Source organism: Hymenobacter terricola (assembly GCF_017921975.2).
GTDB classification, from domain to species: domain Bacteria; phylum Bacteroidota; class Bacteroidia; order Cytophagales; family Hymenobacteraceae; genus Hymenobacter; species Hymenobacter terricola.
In genome coordinates this window covers 165,909-187,739 of sequence record NZ_JAGEMO020000003.1, presented here as the reverse complement: position 1 = coordinate 187,739, position 21,831 = coordinate 165,909, and the positions used below count along the sequence as shown (strand labels likewise).

General features: G+C 61.1%; 19 protein-coding genes and 1 pseudogene. 10 read left to right on the top strand and 10 right to left on the bottom strand.

Going from position 1 to position 21,831, the window contains the following annotated elements:
- Positions 1-159 precede the first annotated feature (159 nt).
- Complete coding sequence (locus tag J4G38_RS04005; RefSeq protein ID WP_210515405.1) at positions 160-2,481, bottom strand: efflux RND transporter permease subunit; 2,322 nt, start codon at positions 2,479-2,481, stop codon at positions 160-162.
- Positions 2,482-2,662: 181 nt separating this feature from the next.
- Here J4G38_RS04005 and J4G38_RS04000 point away from each other — a divergent pair, with 181 nt between their 5' ends.
- Positions 2,663-2,866 carry a hypothetical protein gene (locus tag J4G38_RS04000; RefSeq protein WP_210515407.1) on the top strand — a complete coding sequence of 68 codons (204 nt, stop codon included), beginning with the start codon at positions 2,663-2,665 and terminating at the stop codon, positions 2,864-2,866.
- Positions 2,867-2,955: 89 nt separating this feature from the next.
- Here the strand turns inward: J4G38_RS04000 and J4G38_RS03995 are convergent, their stop codons facing one another.
- The gene (locus J4G38_RS03995) at positions 2,956-3,510 is read right to left on the bottom strand and encodes a hypothetical protein (protein ID WP_210515410.1); all 555 of its coding nucleotides are present in this window, start codon (positions 3,508-3,510) and stop codon (positions 2,956-2,958) included.
- Positions 3,511-3,670: 160 nt separating this feature from the next.
- On the opposite strand from J4G38_RS03995, the gene J4G38_RS03990 reads away from it, so the two are divergent.
- Positions 3,671-4,465, top strand: a complete 795-nt coding sequence (locus tag J4G38_RS03990) for a thymidylate synthase (RefSeq protein WP_210515412.1) — start codon at positions 3,671-3,673, stop codon at positions 4,463-4,465.
- Positions 4,466-4,474: 9 nt separating this feature from the next.
- Complete coding sequence (locus tag J4G38_RS03985) at positions 4,475-4,990, top strand: hypothetical protein (protein WP_210515414.1); 516 nt, start codon at positions 4,475-4,477, stop codon at positions 4,988-4,990.
- Between the two features lie 17 nt (positions 4,991-5,007).
- Here the strand turns inward: J4G38_RS03985 and J4G38_RS03980 are convergent, their stop codons facing one another.
- From J4G38_RS03980 to J4G38_RS03955, 6 genes and pseudogenes are all read right to left on the bottom strand, one after another.
- Positions 5,008-5,814, bottom strand: coding sequence for an aminotransferase class IV (locus tag J4G38_RS03980; RefSeq protein ID WP_210515416.1), 807 nt, complete (start codon positions 5,812-5,814; stop codon positions 5,008-5,010).
- A gap of 94 nt (positions 5,815-5,908) precedes the next feature.
- Positions 5,909-7,975, bottom strand: a complete 2,067-nt coding sequence (locus J4G38_RS03975) for a T9SS type A sorting domain-containing protein (RefSeq protein WP_210515417.1) — start codon at positions 7,973-7,975, stop codon at positions 5,909-5,911.
- Positions 7,976-8,190: 215 nt separating this feature from the next.
- Positions 8,191-8,322 (bottom strand): annotated as a pseudogene (locus tag J4G38_RS29110) (delta-60 repeat domain-containing protein); the annotation flags it as partial.
- Positions 8,323-8,530: 208 nt separating this feature from the next.
- Entirely contained in the window at positions 8,531-9,658 is a 1,128-nt protein-coding gene (gene dprA, locus J4G38_RS03965; RefSeq protein ID WP_210515418.1) for a DNA-processing protein DprA, read from the bottom strand.
- Positions 9,659-9,778: 120 nt separating this feature from the next.
- On the bottom strand, positions 9,779-10,141 hold the full coding sequence (locus J4G38_RS03960; protein ID WP_210515420.1) for a MerR family transcriptional regulator: 363 nt from the start codon (positions 10,139-10,141) through the stop codon (positions 9,779-9,781).
- A 22-nt stretch (positions 10,142-10,163) separates the two neighbouring features.
- Positions 10,164-11,198 carry a glycoside hydrolase family 53 protein gene (locus tag J4G38_RS03955; RefSeq protein ID WP_210515421.1) on the bottom strand — a complete coding sequence of 345 codons (1,035 nt, stop codon included), beginning with the start codon at positions 11,196-11,198 and terminating at the stop codon, positions 10,164-10,166.
- Between the two features lie 177 nt (positions 11,199-11,375).
- On the opposite strand from J4G38_RS03955, the gene alaS reads away from it, so the two are divergent.
- The 7 genes from alaS to J4G38_RS03920 all read left to right on the top strand — a co-directional run bounded on the left by alaS (position 11,376) and on the right by J4G38_RS03920 (position 20,651).
- Complete coding sequence (gene alaS / locus J4G38_RS03950; RefSeq protein ID WP_210515423.1) at positions 11,376-14,063, top strand: alanine--tRNA ligase; 2,688 nt, start codon at positions 11,376-11,378, stop codon at positions 14,061-14,063.
- 21 nt (positions 14,064-14,084) lie between these two features.
- Positions 14,085-14,897 (top strand): toxin-antitoxin system YwqK family antitoxin, encoded by an 813-nt coding sequence (locus J4G38_RS03945; protein WP_210515425.1) that lies wholly within the window; start codon positions 14,085-14,087, stop codon positions 14,895-14,897.
- Between the two features lie 36 nt (positions 14,898-14,933).
- Positions 14,934-15,692, top strand: coding sequence for an energy transducer TonB (locus tag J4G38_RS03940; RefSeq protein WP_210515427.1), 759 nt, complete (start codon positions 14,934-14,936; stop codon positions 15,690-15,692).
- A gap of 166 nt (positions 15,693-15,858) precedes the next feature.
- A complete protein-coding gene (locus J4G38_RS03935) occupies positions 15,859-16,785 on the top strand; it encodes an SPFH domain-containing protein (RefSeq protein ID WP_210515428.1) in 927 nt (308 codons plus the stop codon).
- A gap of 102 nt (positions 16,786-16,887) precedes the next feature.
- Positions 16,888-17,745: an energy transducer TonB gene (locus J4G38_RS03930; protein ID WP_210515430.1), complete on the top strand. Its 858-nt coding sequence runs from the start codon at positions 16,888-16,890 to the stop codon at positions 17,743-17,745.
- A 114-nt stretch (positions 17,746-17,859) separates the two neighbouring features.
- The gene (gatB, locus tag J4G38_RS03925; RefSeq protein ID WP_210515431.1) at positions 17,860-19,317 is read left to right on the top strand and encodes an Asp-tRNA(Asn)/Glu-tRNA(Gln) amidotransferase subunit GatB; all 1,458 of its coding nucleotides are present in this window, start codon (positions 17,860-17,862) and stop codon (positions 19,315-19,317) included.
- Positions 19,318-19,526: 209 nt separating this feature from the next.
- Entirely contained in the window at positions 19,527-20,651 is a 1,125-nt protein-coding gene (locus J4G38_RS03920; protein WP_210515433.1) for a TlpA disulfide reductase family protein, read from the top strand.
- Positions 20,652-20,738: 87 nt separating this feature from the next.
- Here the strand turns inward: J4G38_RS03920 and J4G38_RS03915 are convergent, their stop codons facing one another.
- Both J4G38_RS03915 and J4G38_RS03910 read right to left on the bottom strand, forming a co-directional pair.
- The gene (locus J4G38_RS03915) at positions 20,739-21,398 is read right to left on the bottom strand and encodes a hypothetical protein (protein WP_210515435.1); all 660 of its coding nucleotides are present in this window, start codon (positions 21,396-21,398) and stop codon (positions 20,739-20,741) included.
- Positions 21,399-21,422: 24 nt separating this feature from the next.
- Positions 21,423-21,806 (bottom strand): hypothetical protein, encoded by a 384-nt coding sequence (locus J4G38_RS03910; RefSeq protein ID WP_210515436.1) that lies wholly within the window; start codon positions 21,804-21,806, stop codon positions 21,423-21,425.
- Positions 21,807-21,831: the final 25 nt, after the last annotated feature.

Here is a 21,831-nt window from a genome sequence, read left to right as displayed (position 1 = left end):
GGGGCCCGATAATTCGTCGGCAAGTTATAAAGAACTTTGCAATGCAAAGTATAATTCTCGCTACGGAACGAGGTGCGAGGCTTATTTGTCGGTGCACGAAGCCCGGACCAGAATGTCCAATGACGGGCGGGGGCCAGCCCCGCACCCTACACGCTTGCCTTAGAATTGATTCTTTACCAGCGTGCTTTCCGGCAGTGAGTGGCTCGTTTTCGGGCGCTTGTAGAAATATAGAATCAGCAGCGGCAGCAGCGTCAGCTCGGCCACCACGCCAAACAGCAGCGTGAGGCCAATGAGCAGGCCGACGTAGAAGGTGCCGTCGAACTTCGAAAACAGCAGGGTTGAAAAGCCGCCCACCAGAATCAGGGAAGTGGTAATTACGGCCTTGCCGGCCAGCAGGTACGTGTGGCGCACCGCCTTGAATATATCGGGCTGCTTGCCCAGCACCAGCCGTAGCTTGCTGATGAAGTGGATGGTGTCATCGACCGCGATGCCGAAGGCGATGGTGAAAATGATGCTCGTGCTGACCTTCATGTTCACGCCAGCCAGGCCCATCACGCCGGCCACGATGATGATAGGCAGCAGGTTGGGGATGAGCACCACCAGCGTCATGCGGAAGGATTTGAACAGCGCCAGCACAATGAGCGTGACCATGGCCACATCGATGGCCATGCCCTGAATCATGTTCAGGGTCAGGCTTTCGTTGTTTTTGTCGATGAGGTTGGACGAGCCGGTGAGGCGGGTGCGCAGCACGGTGCTGTCGATGCCGGTGCGCAGGTAGCGGCGCAGGGCGTCGTTCAGGGCATCGGCGCGGATGCTGCCCACGTCGGCCATGCGGCCCGTGAGGCGGCCGGCGGTGCCGTCGGGCAGGGCCAGGGCGCTGAATTCGGGCTTTTTGCGGAACTGGCGGACCTTGCCGCGCAGGCTGCGCATTTCCAGCGTGTCGGTGGGGAGGCGGTAGTCGGCCAGGCCGCCGCCGTGCAGGGCTTTGCGCACCGATTTCACGAGCGTGACCGGCGAGGCGGCAAAGCGCAGGCCGTAGGTGTTGCTCAGGTAGCCTTCGATGCGCTCGGTCTGGCGCAGCACGGCCAGGTCGTAGATGTCGCGGCCCTCGGCCGGTTTCAGCTCCAGCTCGAAGGGCCGCACGCCGGAGAACTGCCGCTCGAAAAAGGCGAAATCCATTCGCACGGGGTCATTTTTCGATAAGTCATCGAGCAGCGAGGAATTGATGCGCACCCGCGTGGCCAGCCCGATGGACGCCGCCAGCACCAGCCCGCTCACAATGAACACCAGCCGCCGCCGCACCAGCACCGTGCGAAACAGCCGGCTCAGCACGCCGTCCCAGCTGTGGCCCTGGCGGCGCGGCTCGCGCAAGGCCGGTTTGCCCAGCAGCACGAGCATGGCCGGCAGCAGCGTGAAGCTGAGAATGAACGCCAGAATAACGGCGATGCCGGTGAACAACCCGAAGTTGTGAATGGGCCGGATGGTGCTGGTCATCAGCGTGAAAAAGCCCAGGCTGGTGGTGAGCGCCGACAGCCCCGACCCAAACCCCGATTCCTTGATGGTGACCCGCAGGGCGTCCTTTTTGCTGGCGCCGTAGCCCAGCTCGCTCACGTAGCGGCTGATGATGTGAATGGTGTCGGACATGCCCACCACAAACAACATGAGCGGGAGCAGGGCCGTCATCAAATCGATGCTCACGCCAAAGGCGGCCATCACGCCCAGGCCCCACAAAATGGCCCCCAGCACCACAATCAGCGGCAATACCACGCCCCACCACGTCCGGAACGTGAGCCAGAGCAGCCCCGTCACCAGCAGCACCGACAGGGACATGAACACGACCAGCTCCCACTTCAGCCGGTCCACGAACACGGACTGCGCCACGATGCGGCCCGCGAAATGTACCTGCGCCTCGGGCAGGCCCAGGCGGGTGAGGCCGCCGCGCAGGGCCGCGAAGAGGGAGTCGCCGGGCGGTTTTTCGAGGTCGGGGGTGAGCTGGAGCACCAGGGAAACGGCCCGCGCATCGGGGCTGAACACGTTGCCCACGAGGCCGGGCGTGCGGTAAATCAGGGTGGAGTCGGCGGCGCGGCGGGCGGGGTCGGCGGCGTAGGTTTCGGGGTGGAGGTAGGGCAGGCTGAACACGCCGAGGCCCTCCACCACGGTGTTGGCCAGGGTGGTGGGCGAGGTGACGTGGCGCACGTTGGGCTCGCGCCGCGCCAGTTGGGTGAGGGAATCGACCTGGGTGAGGAAAGCGGGCGAAAATACGGTTTGGCCGGCGGGGGCTTCCACGCCCAGCAGCAGGTAGTCGTTGTCGTTGCCGAAGCGCTGGGTGTAGCCCTGGTAGTAGTCCAGGTCGGGGTCGCCGGCGGGATAGAAGTCGTTAAAATTGTAGTTGAACCGCAGCTGGGCGACGAAGTAGCCGCTCACCACCGTGAGCAGGCCCAGCACGAGCAGGGTAATATGGGCGTAGCGGCGAAGGGACATGGAGCGGCCGCCCGCAAAAAGCCCCCGCCGAAGCAGGCGCCGGGCGGGCGGCAATTGATGAGCAAACGGAGAAACGGAGCAGGTACGCAGCGGGCAGGAACAAGTGCCGCTAATGCGTATCTTAGACCCTGAAAACCGCGCGTTTTCGCCTTTTGTTTCCCTTCACCCCAATTCGTTTCCCATGAAAAACGCCCTGCTCGCCTTCGTCCTGTTTGCTTTTGCCGGCACCACTGCTTTCGCCCACGACGGCCACGACAAACCCGGCCAAAAAGGCAAGAAAGAAACCTGCACCAAAAGCATGGCCGGTGGCTCGTGCTGCATGAAAGGCGGCAAAACCGCCAGCGTGAAAACCACCGCCAAGCCGGCCGTTGCCGTGAAACTGTAATCCCAGCCGGCTTCGGCCGCCGCTGAGCAGCAAAAAGCCGCTTCGGAAACAAGGCGGCTTTTTTGGTTTAGGTTGAGTGCGGTAAAGGCTTAGTGTCTTTCCTTCAACAGCTGCCGGGCGGCCGTTAATGCCGGCGGTACCAATTTGTTAAGGGCAACAATCTGCGCAAGCTCTTCGCTCGACTTTCGAGCAAATCGGTTTTTGAATTCACTTATTTCCTCTTGTTGGATGCTGGCGATTTTCTCGTCCGAAGATTTAATAACTGAGAAGATGGCAGAATTTATTTTTTGGTAATTGAATATATAAACCAATGGACCAAATACCATCAAAACTGGACTCATGCCAACGTGTACTTCGCCGAAGTTTAGCCCCGAGCTAATTTCCGAAGCAGTGAAGTTTATGAGGCCAAAAATGCCCAGCGCGAAAAGAAACAGCAGGAAATACCTGTAGTAATGCTTGAGAAAAAAGAAGGAGGCTATTGTTGCCAAAGTTGCGGCAAAGGCCCCGTAATGCTTGGCATTAAGAGTATATCCATAGGCGATACCATCGATAGTTACGGTCCCACCAAATACCGTAGCAATTGTGTTGATGCAACAGATGACCAGGAATATAACCGGAATTAACGGTCGGTAGCGTTGAAGCATTGGTAAATACTTTACGGTCAATTAGTGGGTGTTCCAAAGATAGCGAGTCCCGCAGGCAACGTACGCAGCTGAATTTTGCCGAGTTGAAGATAGCTGCTGCTTAAACTGTATTTTTGGCATCATCCGCTCTCAACTCTTTGCTTTTACCTCGTTTCAGCCGATGCGCCAGTATCAAGCCCTGCTCCGCCAAATCCTCGACACCGGCACCGTGAAAACCGACCGGACGGGTACCGGCACCGTTTCCATTTTCGGGCCTCAAATGCGGTTCAATCTGGCCGAGGGCTTTCCGCTGGTGACCACCAAAAAGGTGCATCTGAAGAGCATTATCCACGAATTGCTGTGGTTTTTGCGGGGCGATACCAACATTGCCTATCTCCGGGAGCACGGCGTGAGAATCTGGGATGAGTGGGCCGATGCCAACGGCGACCTCGGCCCCGTGTACGGCCACCAGTGGCGCTCCTGGCCCGACGGCCACGGCGGCCACATCGACCAGATTTCGCAGATTATCCAGCAGCTCAGGACCCAGCCCGACTCGCGCCGCATCCTCGTTTCGGCCTGGAACGTGGCCGAGTTGCCGGCAATGAAGTTGCAGCCCTGCCACGCGCTCTTCCAGTTTTACGTGGCCGATGGCAAGCTGTCCTGCCAGCTCTACCAGCGCTCAGCCGACGTATTTTTGGGCGTGCCGTTCAACATTGCCAGCTACGCGCTACTCACCCTCATGGTGGCCCAGGTGACGGGCTTGCAGCCGGGCGAATTCGTCTGGACCGGCGGCGATACCCACCTTTACAGCAACCACCTGGAGCAAGCCAAATTGCAGCTCGAACGCGAGCCGCGCCCGCTGCCCCACATGCGCATCAACCCGGCGGTGACGGATATTTTTGGTTTTCAGTACGAAGATTTTCAGCTGGAAAACTACGCGCCCTGGCCGGCGATAAAAGCGCCGGTAGCCGTATAACGCGGCACGATGAGAAAGCGCGCACTGGGGTTGGTCTTGCTGGGAAGCGTGCTGCTGGTGCCTTGCGCCCACGCGCAGTATGCCGCGCCGGGCTTCCCGATGCTGCCGCAGGGCCGCCTGCTGCCCGTGGCCAGAGTGCCGCCCAAGCTGCAGTCGCCCATTCTGCCCCGGTTCTGGCACGAAGCCGACCCCGGTAAAATGGCGGACGGCCGGACCAAATTCTTCGAGTTTGTGTCGGAACAGGCCAAATTTCCGGATGCCGCCCGGCCCACGGCCGCCCACCCCGATGTGCCGCTGCCCACCGGCCGCCTCTTCGTGCGCGTGCTGGTGCGCCCCGACGGCTCGGTGCGCCAGCCGCCCCGCGTCACCAAGCGCGAGCTGGCCCTGCCTGAAAGTGACTACCCGCCCGCCGCCATCCAGGCCCTCGACGCGGAGGCGCAGCGGGTGCTCGGGGCGTTGCGCTTCGTGCGGTCCAAGAGTTTGCAGGATTCGTTGGTGGTGCCCATGCGGTTTATCGCACAGTAAGCGTTGGGAGGTTAGCGCTAGAATGCGTGGTTGAGTGAAGCCAGAAAATTAGGCACCAGGATTGAAAAACGTACATCGCCAATCTGATGTACTACCCTCACTGCTGCAACATTGGCTGTAAAAACCGACTCCGCTGCCAGCAATGCTTCCTGTCTGAAAAGCTTCTCCCGGCACTCCATTCCAGCCGCCCGCGCTTCCCGAAGCACCTGGGCCCGGCGCACCCCGGCCACGCAGCCGGTTTCCAGCGCAGGGGTGAATAACACACCCTCTTTCATCCAGAAAATAGCCGCCGCGCCAGCTTCGGCTACATGCCCGGCTGCATCACAGAGGATAATTTCATCGAGCCCGCGCTGCTGCCGCTCGTGGGCAGCGCGCACGTAAAGCCACGCCTGCGGCCCCTTGCAAAAGCTGAGCGGGGAATGAATGGAATGTGTTTCCAATGCGAAATCGGCCTTGGCAATGGGTGTTTCGTCGGGTACGAAAGCTTCGGCGGTGGCCAGCCATTCGGCGGCATCGGTGGTGGGGGTGTAGCGGCCGCCGCCGGTGCGCCAGAGTTGCAGGCGCAGGCGGGCGGCGGGCAGCTGGTTGGCAGTGGCAAGGCGAGTGAGGGCGGTTTCTACTGCTTGGGGCGAGGCGAGGGCGTCAGGTAGTTTCAGGTATAAGGCAGCGGCGGCCTGCTGCATGCGGGCGAAGTGGTCGGTAGCCAGGCGCAAGCGGTTTTCGGTGACAATCAGCGTTTCGAAGAGGCCGTCGCCGAAAGCCAGGCCACGGTTGGGGAGCGACAGGGTGGCCGTGGGCAGCAGGTCGTTGTTCAGTAATAGCATGTTGCCGGAAGGTAGGGAAAAGCCACGCCTTGCACCCAAAAAAAGGACGAACCGGGCGGTTCGTCCTTTTTTAACTTTCATCATCGAAGGTCCGCTACTGAACCTGGATGCGGCGCACCACAACGCCGCTTTCGTAGCCAACGCGCAGCAGGTACGTACCGGTTGTGAGCTTATCAACTGCCAGCGTTGCCGTTGGCTGCCCGTTCAGGCTCTGGTGCAGAACGGTTCGGCCTACTGCATCGAGCAAGTCGAGCGATTGGGGCCGGGCGGCCACGTCAAAACTGACATTCAGCATGGAGTGCGCTGGCACGGGCCAGGCGCTGGTGCGGTCGGCTACCGCCTGGGGAGCTTTCACCTGCAACACGTTGGTGGCCGTTAGCCGGGCCACGCCCATGCTGGCTTGATTGCTCAGGCTGGCAAAGGAGCCACCCAGCACAATTTTGCCATCGGGCTGCACCACCAGGGCATTGACGCCGCTATTGGGCACGGCCGTGGGGCCAAAGGAAGTATCGGCCGTGCCGGTGGGTAGCAGGCGGGCCAGATTAGTAGGAAGGCTGGCGCTGGTGAACGCCCCGCCCACCAGGATGCGGTTGTTGGGTTGCAGCTGCAAAGTATTCACCGTGCCGGCGGTGGCCGGGGGCGTAAAGCCGGCATCGGGGGTGCCGTCGGGATTCAGACGGGCGATGTTCACGAGCGGGGTGGTGCCGTATGCCGAGAAAGCCCCGCCGGCCAGGATTTTGCCATCAGGCTGAACCGCGAGCGTTTGGATGGAACTGGTACCCGTGGTTGCAACCGCGCCAAAAGCGCTGCCGGTGAAACCGGCATCCAGCGCGCCGGTGCTGGTCAGGCGTACCACGGTTTGCACAGGGGAAGCCCCAGCTGTGGCCGCAAACCGGCCGGCCACCAGCAGCTTGCCGTCGGGTTGTTGGGCCATGGCCTGAAAGCCGGCGAACTGACCCGCGCCGGTGCTGGCCGGGGCAAACGAAGCGTCGATGGCACCCGTATCCAGCAGGCGCAGCACTCCCTGGGGCACGGGGGTGCCGTTGTTATTGACCACCGTGCCGCCCACCAGCACCCGGCCATCGGCTTGCAGGAGCAAGTGCGTGAGTTGGCTGCGCGTAAAGCTGGGCGGTGAAAAACTGTTGTCGGATTGACCGGTGGTGAGGTAGCGGTGCACTTCTCCCGCCTGAATGGTCAGAACGCGGCCGTCGGGTTGCAGCGCTACGTCGGCCACCCGGGTATCCAGGCCAGGGCTTACCGTGAACGAGGCATCCACGGTACCGTCAGTATTGAAGCGAGCCAGCCGCCGCACGGTCTGCCCGTTGATTTGCGTGAAACTGCCGCCCACCATCAGCTTGCCGTCGGCCTGGCGCACCGCCGCCGCCACCGAGCCCGTGGTTTGGATGAGCGGCTGAAAAGTGGGGTCCACCGCGCCAGCGCTGGTCAGCTGAACCAAAGGACGGTCGAGAACGCCGCTGAACGCCGTGAAACCGCCCATCAGCAGCATCTTGCCACTGGCCAGCAGCAGCACCGACGACGGCCCGTTGTTTGCCGCCGTGCCTACCTGAAACGATGAATCGAGGGTGCCATTAACATTCAAACGCACCACCGAGGATGCCGACCCCCCCGCCGCGGGAAAGATATTGAGAACGATGACTTTGCCATCGGGCTGGAGCTGGAGCGCATCGCCGTAGCGGGAAGAAACCGAAAATACGGGAAACGAGGGCGGGGTAAAACTTGCATCGTAGGCCCCGTTGGGCATCAGGCGGGCAATATCGGGAGTGCTGGTGCCCACCGAAAGCTGGCCCGCTACTAGTATCCGGCCATCCGGTTGCAGCACCACGTTATCGACCACGCCGCCCAGGCCCGCAACAAAGGTTGGGTCGAGGCTGCCGTCGGCGTTCAGGCGAATTATTCCCCCGCTGCACGCCACGCCATCGTAGCTGCTGATGGACGCGGTGGCCAGAAACTGGCCGTTGGGCAGCGCGATGATGCGCTCAATATCGTCGCCCGGGGCCGCGCCCAACCCGGAATTAAACGTGGCATCAACGGCGCCAGCGGCAGTAAGCCGCACGATGCCATTTGCCACCGCCCCGTTGAAATGGTCGAAGAACCCCACGGCAATGGCTTTGCCATTCGAGAGCGGCAGCAAGTCGTCCACAAACCCGTAGTCATTGGGTCCCGTGCCGGGGTCAAAGGAGGCATCGCCGTGCCGTCGGCGTTCAGGCGCAGCATGGCCACCCGACTAATGCCGCCCGCCGTGAGCGGCGGGGAAAAGGTGCTGCCCGGGTAAAGCAGGAAAAACTGCCCGTTGCTGAGCAGGCGCAGGCGGTAGCCATAAGCCCCGGCCCCAATATTTTGCTGGAATGCCGCATCCAGGGTGCCGTTGGTATTGAAACGGCTTATGCCCCAGGCCGGCGTGCCATCGACGCGATTAAAAAGCCCGGTCACGACCTGCTTGCCGTCCGGTTGCTCCACGGCCGACAACACCACGCCCGGTGCATACATGCTGGGCGGTGCAAACGTCGGGTCGAGGGGTCTGCGCCGCGGCAGGTCGCCAAGCGAAAGAAACTAAAAACAGGCCGGTAAGGAGTCTACCTGTTCTCATTGTGTTTTTGGTTGGTAGAAAAAATGTCTGGGAGCGAAAATGAGGCCACAATTTGCCTTTGTGGAACTATTTTCATAGTAAGCCAAAAGAAAAAGTCCACTGACTTTCTTACACCAACGCAAACTTCTTGCCCGGCAGCGCCCGCACCACGCCCCGAAACTCTAGCGCCAGCAACAGCGAGGCCACGGCGTAGATGGCTATTTGTGCCTTCCAGGCCAACTCGTCCATTTGCATTTCGCGGCCGGACGCGGCGGCTAGTATCGTTATCAAGGCAAATTCGTCGGCCGTGAAATCGTCGGCTGAGTAGGAGGGCGTGGGCTTGAATTTGCCCGACTGGTGCAGGGCCGCATCCCAGTTTAATAGCTGCTCCAGGTCGCGGGGCTCGGCGTAGAGGGCAGCCTTATTGTCCCGAATCAGCGCGTTGCAGCCTTCGGAGGATGGGGAGCCCAGGTTGCCGGGCACGGCCAGCACGTCGCGGTCGTAGCTCAGGGCCAGCTCGGCGGTTATCAAGGCGCCGCCTTTGATGGCGGCTTCCACCACCACGGTGCCGTCCGAAAGGCCGGCGATGATGCGGTTGCGGGCCGGGAAGTTGTAGCGGTCGGGCGGCGTGCCGAAGGGGAATTCGGTGAGCAGGCCGCCTTGCTCGCGCATTTTCTCAGCGGTTTTCTGGTGTGTGTGCGGATAGATTCTGTCCAGGCCGGTAGCCATCACGCCCACGGTTTCGAGGCCTTCCTGCAGGGCGGCGCGGTGGGCCATGATGTCGATGCCGTAGGCCAGGCCGCTCACCACCAGCGGCCGGTGCGGCAGCAGGCCTTTCACGATGCGCTCGGTTTGCTCGCGGCCGTAGTCCGTGGCTTTGCGCGTGCCCACGAGGGCCACCGTTTTGGGCGCGTTCAAGTCTGCCGTGCCCTGGTAATAGAGGATGGCGGGGGCGTCCGGAATCAGCTTGAGGCGGCTGGGGAAGCGCTTGCTGGTGTAGAATAGGATTTGTACACCGTCCTTCTCGGCTTTCTTTAAGTCAGTCTCTGCTTTGCGAAAGGCCATTTCTCGTTCCTTGCCGGTGAGGATGGCCACCGTGGCCGCGCCCACGCCGGGGATGCGGCGCAGCTTGCCGGGCGGCATCATCAGCACGTTTTTGGCCGCGCCGCCGTAGCTCATCAGCTGCCGGGTGAGCTGCGGGCCGATGCCGGGCAGGAGCGTGAGGGCCAGCTCGTGGAAGAGGGTGTCGTCGTTCATTGGGTCACCTCACCCCCGGCCCCTCTCCCGCGGAGAGGGGAGCCTGACGACGGTAGGGAGTATTTTTTAAATGTTGGTTTGCTGGCATCAGCCGCCCCTCTCCGCAGGGGTTTCGTGAGCTTACTCCGGGTCCGCCTTGCCGGCCGCTTCCACCTCCTTCTTCAGGCTTACCAGAAACGCCCGCACCTTTTCCAGGCTCTGCACCACGTCAATCTTCTCCTTCAGCTGCGGGCCCTTTTGCTTGAGCATGTCGCGGGCGCCGGGGATGGTGTAGCCGCGCTCCTTCACCAAATGGTAAATGGTGCGGAAAACCTCGATGTCCTGCGGGGTGTAGAGGCGGTTGCCTTTCTTGCTGCGGCGGGGCCGCAGCTCGTCAAATTCGGTTTCCCAGAAGCGCACCAGCGACTCGGCCACCTTAAACTGGGCGGCTACCTCGCCGATGGTGAAGTACTGTTTCTCGATGCTGCGCTCTTTATAGGGCATGGTAGTAGCGGCCGGCTTGGAGTTACTCAACCCGGTATTTCCGGCTGATTTCGTCGTAAATTAACAACAAGTCATTCGCCTGGCCTTGTTTGTCGAAAATGGATTCCCAGGTGTTGAGCGGCTCCCAGATGAAGCTGCCCTTGCCTTTGCCGCCCGGCAGGTTGAAAGCAATGTCGTTGACTTCACGCTTGCGCTCCGAATACTCGACCACCACAATATCCTGCGGGTACTTTTTCGCCAGGGCGGTCAGGTTGTTTTGAAGGTCGGCAATGGTGCCGTGCCATTTCGGGTAATACGACTCGCCGATGACGTCGAATTGCACCTTGCGGGCAATCATGCGGTCGAGCCAGGTGGTGGAATGCAGGTTCTGGCCGCCGAGGGCAATGTGCATCATCACCAGTGCATTGGGTGTGGTTTCGCGCACGGCGCTGGCGCCCGCTTCGGCCAGCTGGGCCAGGGTGTCGAAGCGGGTGAGGCTGTCGGCTTTTTGCACGTCGCCATCGGGCCAAATCATGCCGTGGTTGATTTCGTTGCCCACCTGCACCATATCCGGCGGGGTGCCCTGAGCATTGAGGGCTTGCAGCACTTCCTTGGTGTAGTCGTGCACGGCCTGCGTCAGCGCCGGGCCGGTGAGGGCTTTCCAGGCGGCGGGCTTGAACTGTTTTTGCGGGTCGGCCCAGGTGTCGGAGTAGTGGAAATCGAGCAGCAGCTTGAGGCCGGCCTGTTTCACGCGCTGGGCCATGGCCAGGGTGTGGGGCAGGTCGCAGAAGCCCTTGCCGGGCGAGTAGCCGCTGTCGGCGGCGGGGTTGTTGAAAATCCGCAGGCGGATGTAGTTGAAGTGGTGGTCTTTGAGGATTTGGATGGCGTCCTTCTTCACGCCCTTGTCCGAAAACTTCACGCCCCGCGCTTCCAGCTGGGGCAGAAAGGAAATATCAGCCCCGAGGACTTTGCCCAATTTGGCCTTGTGCGGTGCCGGGGGCGTGGCCGCGTGGCTCAGGGCCGGCAGCGCCAGCAGGCCCAGGCAGGAAAAGCGCCGCAGAAAGGTGGTGAATGCCATAGCAGGTAGTAGAAGTGGGGGCCTGAAAGTGGGAAAGCATAACCACTAAACCCGGCCCGCAAGATACGGGCAGCGATGCAACCGGGGCAGGGAGGCCGTTTGTTACCTTTGCGACGCTGGCCCCGTGGCAATCCATCAACCTCTGCCGGGTGCGGGCCCGCTTTTTTCTCGATTCCTATGTCGCTCCCCACCGCCAGCCACGTCCGCCAGCAATTCCTCGATTTCTTCGCCTCCAAAGGCCACCACATCGTGCCCTCGGCCCCGATTGTGGTGAAGGACGACCCCACGCTGCTGTTCATCAACTCGGGCATGGCCCCGTTCAAAGAGTATTTCCTGGGCAACAAGCCCGCGCCCTACAAGCGCATTGCCGATACCCAAAAGTGCCTGCGCGTGAGCGGCAAGCACAACGATTTGGAGGAGGTTGGCTACGACACCTACCACCACACCATGTTCGAGATGCTTGGCAACTGGTCGTTTGGCGACTACTTCAAAACCGAAGCCATTGCCTGGGCCTGGGAACTGCTCACGGACGTTTTCAAGCTGGAAAAAGACCGGCTCTACGTCACCTATTTCGAAGGTGATAAGGGTGATAACCTCGGCCCCGATACCGAAACCCAGAACCTCTGGCGCCAATACACCACCGACGACCGGATATTGCCCGGCAACAAGAAGGACAACTTCTGGGAGATGGGCGACACCGGCCCCTGCGGCCCCTGCACCGAAATCCACATCGACCTGCGTTCCGACGAGGAGCGCGCTGCCACCCCCGGCCGCGAGCTGGTGAACGCCGACCACCCGCAGGTGGTGGAGGTGTGGAACAACGTGTTCATGGAATTCCAGCGCCTGGCCGACAAGTCCCTCATCAAGCTGCCAGAGCAGAGCGTGGACACCGGCATGGGCTTTGAGCGCCTGATGATGGCCGTGTCGGGCGTGAAGTCGAACTACGATACCGACGTTTTTCAGCCGCTCATTCAGTTCATTGCCACCGAAGTAGGAGTGGAGTACCACGGCACGGCCCCGGCCAAAGTAACCGACCAGCCCACCACCGAAAACGAGAAAACGGACATCGCCATCCGCGTAATCGCCGACCATATTCGCACCATCGCCTTCACCATTGCCGATGGCCAGCTGCCCAGCAACGTGAAGGCCGGCTACGTAATTCGCCGCATTTTGCGCCGGGCCGTGCGCTACGCGTTTTCGTCGCTGAACCAGAAACAGCCCTTCCTCTACAAGCTGGTGCCCGTGCTGGCCGACCAGATGGCCGGCATTTTCCCCGAGCTGAAAGCCCAGACGGCTTTCGTGCAGCGCGTGATTGAGGAAGAGGAAATTGCCTTCCTGAAAACGCTGGAAACCGGCCTGCGCCGCCTCGATGCGCTGGAAGAAGCTGCCCGCGCCAATGGCAACCTGATTGATGGCAAAACGGCCTTTGAGCTGTCCGATACCTTTGGCTTCCCGCTCGACCTCACGGCCCTCATCGCCCGCGAAAAGGGCCTGACCGTGGATGAGGAGGGCTTCCAGAAGGAGTTGGCGCAGCAGAAAAACCGCAGCCGCAACGCCCAGGAAACCGAGCAGAGCGACTGGGTGGTGGTGACCGATTCCGATGAGCAGCCCGCCTTCGTGGGCTACGATTTGGACGAGGCGCCGGCCCGCATCCTGCGCTACCGCAAGACCACGGCCAAGGGCAAAACCGAGTACCAGGTAGTGCTCGACCAAACCGCCTTCTACGCCGAAAGCGGCGGGCAAATCGGCGATACCGGCTACCTGGAATCGCCGCTGTCGAAAGTGCGCGTGATTGATACAAAGAAGGAAAACGACCTCATCGTGCACACCGTGCTGGAGCTGCCCGAGGACCTGACCGGCGAGTTCATTGCTCAGCCCGACGTGGCCCGGCGCAACCAGATTCGGCAGAACCACTCGGCCACGCACCTGGTGCAGGCCGCCCTGCGCGAGGTGCTGGGCGGCCACGTGCAGCAGAAAGGCTCGCTGGTGAGCGAGAAGCTGCTGCGCTTCGACTTTTCGCACTTCACCAAAGTGACTGATGCGCAGCTGCGCGAAATCGAGCAAATCGTGAACGAGCGGATTCGCCAGCAAATCCCGCTGATTGAGCGCCGCAATGTGCCCATTGCCGAGGCGAAAAACCTGGGCGCGATGGCGCTGTTCGGCGAGAAATACGGCGAGTTCGTGCGCGTCATCACCTTCGATAAAGACTTTTCGGTGGAGCTGTGCGGCGGCCTGCACGTGCCCAACACGGGCAGCATCGGCTACCTCAAAATCACGGCCGAAAGTGCCGTGGGGGCCGGGGTGCGCCGTATTGAAGCCGTGACCGGAGCCGGGGCGGAAGCCTACGTAGACCAGCAAATCGACTTGCTGAACCAGGTGCGCGAGACGCTGGGCAACCCGCAGCACCTCGTCACCACCCTGGAAAAGCAGGGCGAGGAAATGGCCGCGTTGCGCAAGCAAATTGAGGTATTTACCCAGCAGCAGCTCGCCGCCCAGCGCCGCCACCTGCTCACGCAGGTCCGGCAGTTGCCCAACGGGCTGCATTTCGTCGCTGCCAATGTCCACGCCGCATCTGCCGATTCGCTCAAATCGCTAGCCTTCGAGGTGCGTCAGGCGGCACCCGCGCCGCTGGTGCTAGTGCTGGGCGCGGCCGTGGATGGCAAGCCCCAGCTGGCCGTGATGCTGGATGATGAAACGGCCAAAGCCGGCAAGCTCAATGCCACCACGCTGGTGCGCGAGCTGGCTAAGGAAATTCAGGGCGGCGGCGGCGGGCAGCCGTTCTTCGCCACGGCCGGCGGCAAGAACGTGGCCGGGCTAGCGGCGGCCATTGACAAGGCGGAGGGACTGGTAACCGCACTGGCGTAGCATTTCCCTTCGTTATAATTGATGAAAAAGCAACTGCTTGCGGTGTTGCTATTGGCTAGCCGCACGGTGCTGCACGGCCAAACGGTGGGCGTCCCCATCGTGCGCGTGGTCGACGACCTGCTGGGCCAGCCGGTGGGCCTTCGTTATTACGATAAGTATTGGGTGCCGCTGCCGGCCGGGCCGGAAGGCGCGCATTGCTACGACCGATTTACCCGAATCGACAGTGCCGGGCTGAACTGGCAGGCCCGGCGCTACATGCTGGCCACCGGCCGCTTGATTCTGGAACAATACTTTACGGGGCTGGTGCCGGGGATTGAGCTGGAAGGCCACAGCCGCGAGTGGTACGAAACCGGCCAACTGCGCGAGGAGCTGACCTACCATAAAAGCCAGACGGTAGGGGTATTGCGCACCTACCACCCCAACGGGAAGCTGTGTCGTAATCAGCTCTTTACTTCCGGCAAAGGCACCAGCACTTGTTACGATTCCACGGGCCAGGCCCTGGCAAAGTGCCCGCCCTACCACACGTTTGCGCAACTGAAGGGTAAGAACACCTATTCGGGCAGGTTTCTGAAACTGGTGCAGCAGGAGTACAAAGGGTTTTTGCCGGCCGGCTACCAGCAGCCCAAGGAACTGCTGGTGTATTATGCCTTCCGAATTGACCCCACAGGCGCGGTACAAGACGCCCGCTTGTTGACGGATGCCCCGGCCGCCTTGCAGGCCGCCATCCTCAAAGCCATCAACCAGTTGCCGGCCTTCGAGCCCGCCGTGCTCGAGGGTCAGCCTACCAACGATGTGGTGGAAGGAGTGGTGCAGGCCAAGGTTCTATATCGCTGATTGGTCGTAAATTCCATTCTGTTTTCTTAACTCCTGATGAAAAATATGCGTTGGCTGCTACTGGTTTTCCTGGGTGGATTTGGACCCACGGCATTGGCGCAGCAGATTATTCCGCCGCTGAAAAGGGAGTTTCTGGATTCCACTTTCCACGTGTTGCCCTCCGAAGTGGGCGCACGCTACCGGCGCGAAACCGAATACACCGACAGTGTGGGCGGCACGCTGCGCGACTACTTTCTGAACGGGAAGCTGCAGAGCATCTGCACCTATGACAACGTCCAAAAAAACATTGCCCACGGCTCTTTCGACAACTGGTATCCCAACGGCCAGCAGAAGTGGCACCAGGAGTTTGTGCACGGCGCCAAACAGGGCGAAAGCCGGCTCTACTACGCGTCGGGACAGTTGAAGCGGCACGAAACGTATGTGGCCGACAAGGTTACGAAAGGCGAGTGCTACCGTGCCGACGGCACCGCCGTGCCGTTTTTTGAGTTCTTGGTGATGCCCGTGTACTCGGAGGGCGACGGCAGCAAGCAGGCCATTGTGGCGGCAGTATCGCGCCGGGTGCAGTACCCACCCGAGGCCCTGCGCTACTCACAAACCGGGCAGGTTCTCGTCACGTTCGTGGTCTCGAAAAAGGGCAAGGTGACTGATGTGCGGGTGACAAAGGCCGTGACGCCGCCTTTGGATGCGGCGGCGGTGCAGGCCGTGAAGCAGCTCGGGCGTTTTACGCCGGGAAAGTACGATGGAGAAATTGCCGCCATCAGCTTCACAGTGCCCATTACGTTTAGAATTCAGTAAGTTGCGCCCTGGCTTTGTTGCCCCGCATGAGCCGAAAAGCCCCCTTTCGCTATCAAGGTTGAAAAGAAGCTTTTTGAAATGAAGCCAGACAACTGGTGCAATGTACATTTGAGCTGCCGGGGCAAGCCCTTGAATTCCCATCTCACCTTTCACCCGCACAACTTCCATGTCAACCTTTGCGCTCGTCATCCTGGGCCTCATCGCCTTGACGCTGTTTCTCTGCTACGTCATCGTGCCGCAGGGCACGGTGGCGGTGGTTACGGTTTTCGGCAAGTACCGGCGCATCATGTCGCCGGGGCTGAATTTTAAGCTGCCGTTTATTGAGGCCGTTTACAAGCGAATTTCCATCCAGAACCGTTCGCTGGAGTTGAATTTCCAGGCCATTACCATCGACCAGGCCAACGTCAACTTCAAGGCCATGCTGGTGTACGCGGCCTTCGACCAGAGCGAGGAAGCCATCAAGAACGTGGCCTTCAAGTTTGTGGATGAGCAAAGCCTGATGCAGGCGCTGGTGCGCACCGTGGAGGGCAGTATCCGGGCGTTCGTGGCCACGCAGCGGCAGGCGGCCGTTCTGAGTCTGCGGGGCGAAATCGTGTTGCATGTGAAAGACCAGCTCGATGCCACGCTCGAAAGCTGGGGCTACCATTTGATTGACTTGCAGCTCAACGACATTGCTTTTGATGAGGAAATCATGCGCTCGATGGCCAAAGTCGTGGCGTCGAACAACCTCAAAGCCGCCGCCGAAAACGAAGGCCAGGCCCTGCTCATCACCAAAACCAAAGCCGCCGAAGCCGAGGGCAACGCCATCAAAATCGCGGCCGAAGCCGAGAAAATCGCCGCCCAGCTGCGCGGCCAGGGCGTGGCCCTGTTCCGTGAAGAAGTGACCAAGGGCCTCGCCCACGCCGTGGAAGAAATGAGCAAAAACAACCTTGACCCGTCGATGGTCTACTTCTCGATGTGGACCGAGGCCATCAAGCATTTCGCCGAACAGGGCAAAGGCAACGTCATTTTCCTCGACGGCTCGAACGAAGGCATGAGCAAAAGCCTGGAGCAAATGATGGCTATCCAGCAGCTGCAGCGGCCGGTGAAATAAGGCCGGCCGTTCGGCCGGATATTGCCGTTTCTCCGGCCGCTGCGTACTTTGGGGCCTAATTGTTTCGCGCCGATTAACCTGCCCTGGCAGCGGCCCCTTCCGGTGAAAACGCAACCACTTTTTCTGAAGCTGGCGCTGCTGGCGGCCGGCCCCCTGGCGAGCCACGCACAGGCCCCACCAAAGGCGCTGCCCAGCCCACCCGCCACATTCTTTAGGGAAGACGCCCAGCCGGCTACCCAACTCGATTCGGCCGCCTATTGCGCCGAAACGGTCTTCCGCGACAGCCTGAGCGCCGTCACGCGGGTGTATTATCCTTCGGGGCACCTCAAGCAGTACATTCCCTACGCCAACGCGTACCGGGGCATCCGGCACGGCACCCTCAGCACGTGGTACGAAGACGGGCAGATGCGTTCCAAGGAGGAATACATGCGCGGGCAGCGCAACGGCGACTTGTTTACCTACTACCCCGACGGCGGCCTGAAACGGCGCGAGCACTACGAAAACGGCCGTTGCGGCATCGGCCGCTGCTACGGACCCGACGGCGCCGCCGTGCCCTATTTTATCTACGAGCAGCTGCCCTTATACCCCGGCGGCCCCGAGCAGCTGACCAGAGAGCTGACGAAAGCCGTGCGCCTCACGGCCCCGGAGCGGGACGCCATGCGCCGCGAAAGTAACCAAACGATGACCATGCTGCGGCGTAGCTGGCTGCGCGAAATCGACGTGGAGCTGGCCGTGGCCCCGGATGGCCGCATCAGCAATGCCCGCGTGGTGCACTCCACGGCCTCTTTTCTCAACAACGCGGCGTTGCGGGCCGTGGCCAAGCTCAAGCGCCAGTTCGTGCCCGGCCGGCGCGATGGCCAGGTGCTGATGAGCTACCTCACGGTGCCGGTGTACTACACCCTGGAGACGCCCTACCGGCCGGGGTACGGTGCGCCGCGGGGCTACGGCCGCTTCCGGTAGGGGCCGGCCCGGCGCGTAAATCCGCGGAACCTGGGTGCGGCCCGTGGCCGTTGGCTTGTCTGTACCCGTTACCTTTAGGGTTAATTAGCACTCAGGACCCCCGCGTTTTTTGATATGGACGAAGCCACCCTTGCCAAATACCAGCCCGTCATCGGCCTCGAAGTACACGCCCAGCTGCTCACGCACAGCAAGATGTACTCTGCCGATGAGAACGAATACGGCGTCGCGCCCAACACCAACCTGTCGGTGATTACCCTCGGCCACCCCGGCACCTTGCCCAAGGTGAACCGCACGGCCGTGGAGTTTGCCATGAAAATGGGCCTGGCCACCAACTGCCAGATTCGGCGCGACAACCTGTTTGCGCGCAAAAACTACTTCTACCCCGACCTGCCCAAGGGCTACCAGATTACCCAGGACAAAACCCCGATTTGCCACGACGGCCACGTCGACGTGCGCCTCAGCGACGGGTCCACCAAGCGCATCGGCGTCACGCGCATTCACATGGAGGAAGACGCGGGCAAATCGATGCACCTGGCCGGCGAAACCGAAACCCTGGTTGACCTGAACCGCGCCGGCGTGCCGCTGATTGAGATTGTGAGTGAGCCCGACATCCGGACCGGCGAGGAAGCCTACGCCTACCTCATCGAAATCAAGAAGCTGGTGGAGTACCTCGGCATCTGCGACGGCAACATGGAAGAAGGCTCACTGCGCTGCGACGCCAACATTTCCGTCATGCTGCACGGCGCCAAGCAGTTCGGCATGAAGGTGGAAGTAAAGAACATGAACTCCTTCCGCAACGTGCAGCGGGCCATTGCCTACGAAATCGAGCGGCAGATAAACATCATCGAAGCCGGCGGCGAAGTGGACAGCGAAACCCGCGGTTTCGACGCAGCCAGCGGCACCACCAACGGCCAGCGCAGCAAGGAAACCATGAACGACTACCGGTACTTCCCGGAGCCCGACCTGCCCCCGCTGGTGATTTCCGACGAGTGGCTGCACCGCGTGGCCGCCGAGCTGCCGGCCCTGCCGCAGCAGCTGTACTCGCGCTTTGTGGGCGAGCTGGGCCTGAACGACTACGACGCCTCGGTGCTGATTGACCAGAAGGAGGTGGCCCTGTTCTTCGACGACCTTTCGCGTCTCACGCCCAACTCCAAAGCGGCGGCCAACTGGGTGATGGGCCCGGTGAAATCCTACCTCAATGAGCGCGCCCTCACCATGGCCGACTTCCCGCTCGACGTGGCCCAGATTGCCGGCATCATCGACCTGATTGACGCGGGAAAAATCAATTATTCCGTCGCCAGCAAGCAGCTTTTTCCGCATTTGCTCGACCATCCCTCCGCCAACGCAACCGGCGCGGCCGAAAGCCTGGGCCTGCTCACGCAAGCCGATACCGGCGAGCTGGCCGGCCTGGTGCAGCAAGTTGTGGACGGCAACCCGGCCAAAGTTGCCGAGTACCGGGCGGGCAAAAAGTCGCTCACCGGCATGTTTATGGGCGAATTGATGAAGCTGACCGGCGGCAAAGCCGACCCCAAGCTGGCTAACCAGCTGCTGCGCGCCGCGCTGGAAGGGTAAGGAATTGCTTGCTTGACCGTCAACCCCAACGTCATGCTCAGCGCAGTCGAAGCTTCTCTACCGCGCAAGTAATCAACTCGATTCAACGAAGCGGTAGCGATGCTTCGACTGCGCTCAGCAAACGTTCTGAATTCCTGCTTCGGAACAATAACTTCACTGGCCCGCGTTGGCTACATTTAGCACAAGCTTAAGCATATATGCTTCATCCTATGATAAAATCTGTTTTTCTGGCTGCCACCGTGTTGGGCATGGCCAATGCCTGCCAAAACGCCGCCGCCGCCGATGGCTACGAGGTTTCGGGCCAGCTCAAGAACGCGCCCGCCGGCACGGTGCTGCACCTTGCGGAACTCACCTCCAATCAATTCGTGGAGAAAGGCCAGGCCAAAACCGATGCCTCGGGCAATTTCACGCTAAAGGGCCTGGCCACTGCGCCGGGTATTTTCCAGCTGAAACTGGACGATGCCAATCAGGTGCTGTTGCTGCTGGACAACAAAACCCACGTGCAGCTCAGCGGTGACGCCAAAAGCCTGCCCGCTACCTACACCGTGAAAGGCAGCAAGGATGCCGAAGTGCTGCGCCAGCTCACGCAGGTGATGACCGGCAGCAAGGGCCAGCTCGAGGACATTGGCAAGCGCTACAACGCCGCCGGTCAGGCCGGCAAAACGGAGGAGATGAAAGCAGTCGAGAAGGAATACTACCAGATTCAGGGCGGCACCACGGCCAAGGTAAAAACCCTGATTCGGCGCAACGCCACCTCGGTGGTGAGCGGTTTCGCGGTGGGGGCTTTTATGAATCCGGAGGAAGAATTTCAGTTCGCTGATTCCGTGGCGGGCGTGCAGCGCAAGGCCAATCCCAATTCCCCCTTCACCAAAGAGCTGACGGCCCGGCTGGAGCCACTGCGGGCCACCGCGCAAGGCTCGATGGCCCCGGAAATTGACCTGCCCACGCCCGCTGGTGCCAAAATGGCCCTCAGCAGCCTGCGCGGCAAGTACGTGCTGATTGATTTCTGGGCCAGCTGGTGCGGCCCCTGCCGCCAGGAAAACCCCAACGTGGTGAAGGCCTACAATCAGTTCAAGGACAAAGGGTTTACCATTTATTCCGTGTCGCTGGACCAGGATAAGGCCAAGTGGGAAAAAGCCATTGCCTCCGATGGCCTGACCTGGAACCACGTTTCGGACCTGGCCAGCTGGAACAGCGTGGCCGCCGCCGCTTACGGCGTGAAAGCCATTCCCCAATCCTTCCTGATTGACCCCAAGGGCCGGATTATTGCCAAAAACCTGCGCGGTGAAGCCCTGGCCGCCAAGCTGGCCGAAGTGCTGAAAACCGTTAACTAAATTCCCCGGACCAGTAAAACGCAAAGCGCCCGGCTTATGTAAGCCGGGCGCTTTGCGTTTTACTGGTCCGGGGAGTTGTTGCAGTCCTTAGTAGAAGGTGTAGCGGTAGTAGCGGTTTTCGTCGGGAGTGCCGTCGTGCTGGGTCACGGTTTCGCTGGCCAGCAGGCCGTCGGGGCGGTAGGTGTAGGTGGTGCGGTTGCCGGGCTGTTCCTGATAGGAGTCCTGGCTGGTTTGGGCGCGGCCGTGGGCATCGCGCTGGTAAGTGGTGCGCCGGTTGTAGCTGACTTCGGCCAACAGCTGGCCCTGGCGGTTGTAGGTGGCCGTGGTGGTGGGGTGGTAGGTGCCGGTCGATTGCCGGGCCACGTAATCGGTGAGGGCATAAAAGCCCCGTTTTGAGCCAAACACGTAGCGCATGGCCTCGGGGTGCTGGGCAATGTAGGCGTCGAGGTTCTGCGAAAAATCCACCGCGCCTGATTCCACCACTTGGTCGCGCTCGGTGCGAACATAGTAGTATTTGGGCTCGTCCAGGCCGCCCGGCGAGAAGTTGAGGTAGTCGTGTCGGTAGATGTGCTTGCCGGGCCCGGTGCGGAAGGTGCGAACGAGGCTGATAATGGCGCCTTTGGCATCTATAGTTTCTGCGTAGGTGGTGTCGTGCCGCGTGGTGCTGACCACCCGGTTGACGGGGTGCCACAGGCCCGCGTCGGCATCCCAGCCGGTGATGCCGGCGGTTTCGGTGCCTTCGGTCACGAAACGGTCATGGCTGGCTGGTATTCAGGCGAGGCCTACCCGGCCGGTGTCTTTGCGCTCGCCGCCCAGCGGCGCATAGGTGGTGGTGGCCACGTGCTGGCCGGCGGCATTGTATTCGAAGTCATGCCGATACATGATGACGCGGTTGTGGGTGGTTTCTTCCCGCGTCACGCGGCCGGCGTGGTCCAGCTCGTGGTACTTGTTGAGGCACCGCTCTGTGGTCAGATTGCCGTTGTAAAAGGCCTCCTCATCCATAAAAACCTCCTTCACGCGGTGCGTATGGTAGATTTCGCTGCGATTGGCACCGTACACGGGGTCGAGGTCGACGGCAGGTTTTGGGGCTGAATCAGGCGCGTTGGCCCCGGTGAGGGTGGCCGCCAGAAGTGCAGCACTAACAAGGAATTTCATGGAGCGGCAGCGGAGCTGGCGATGG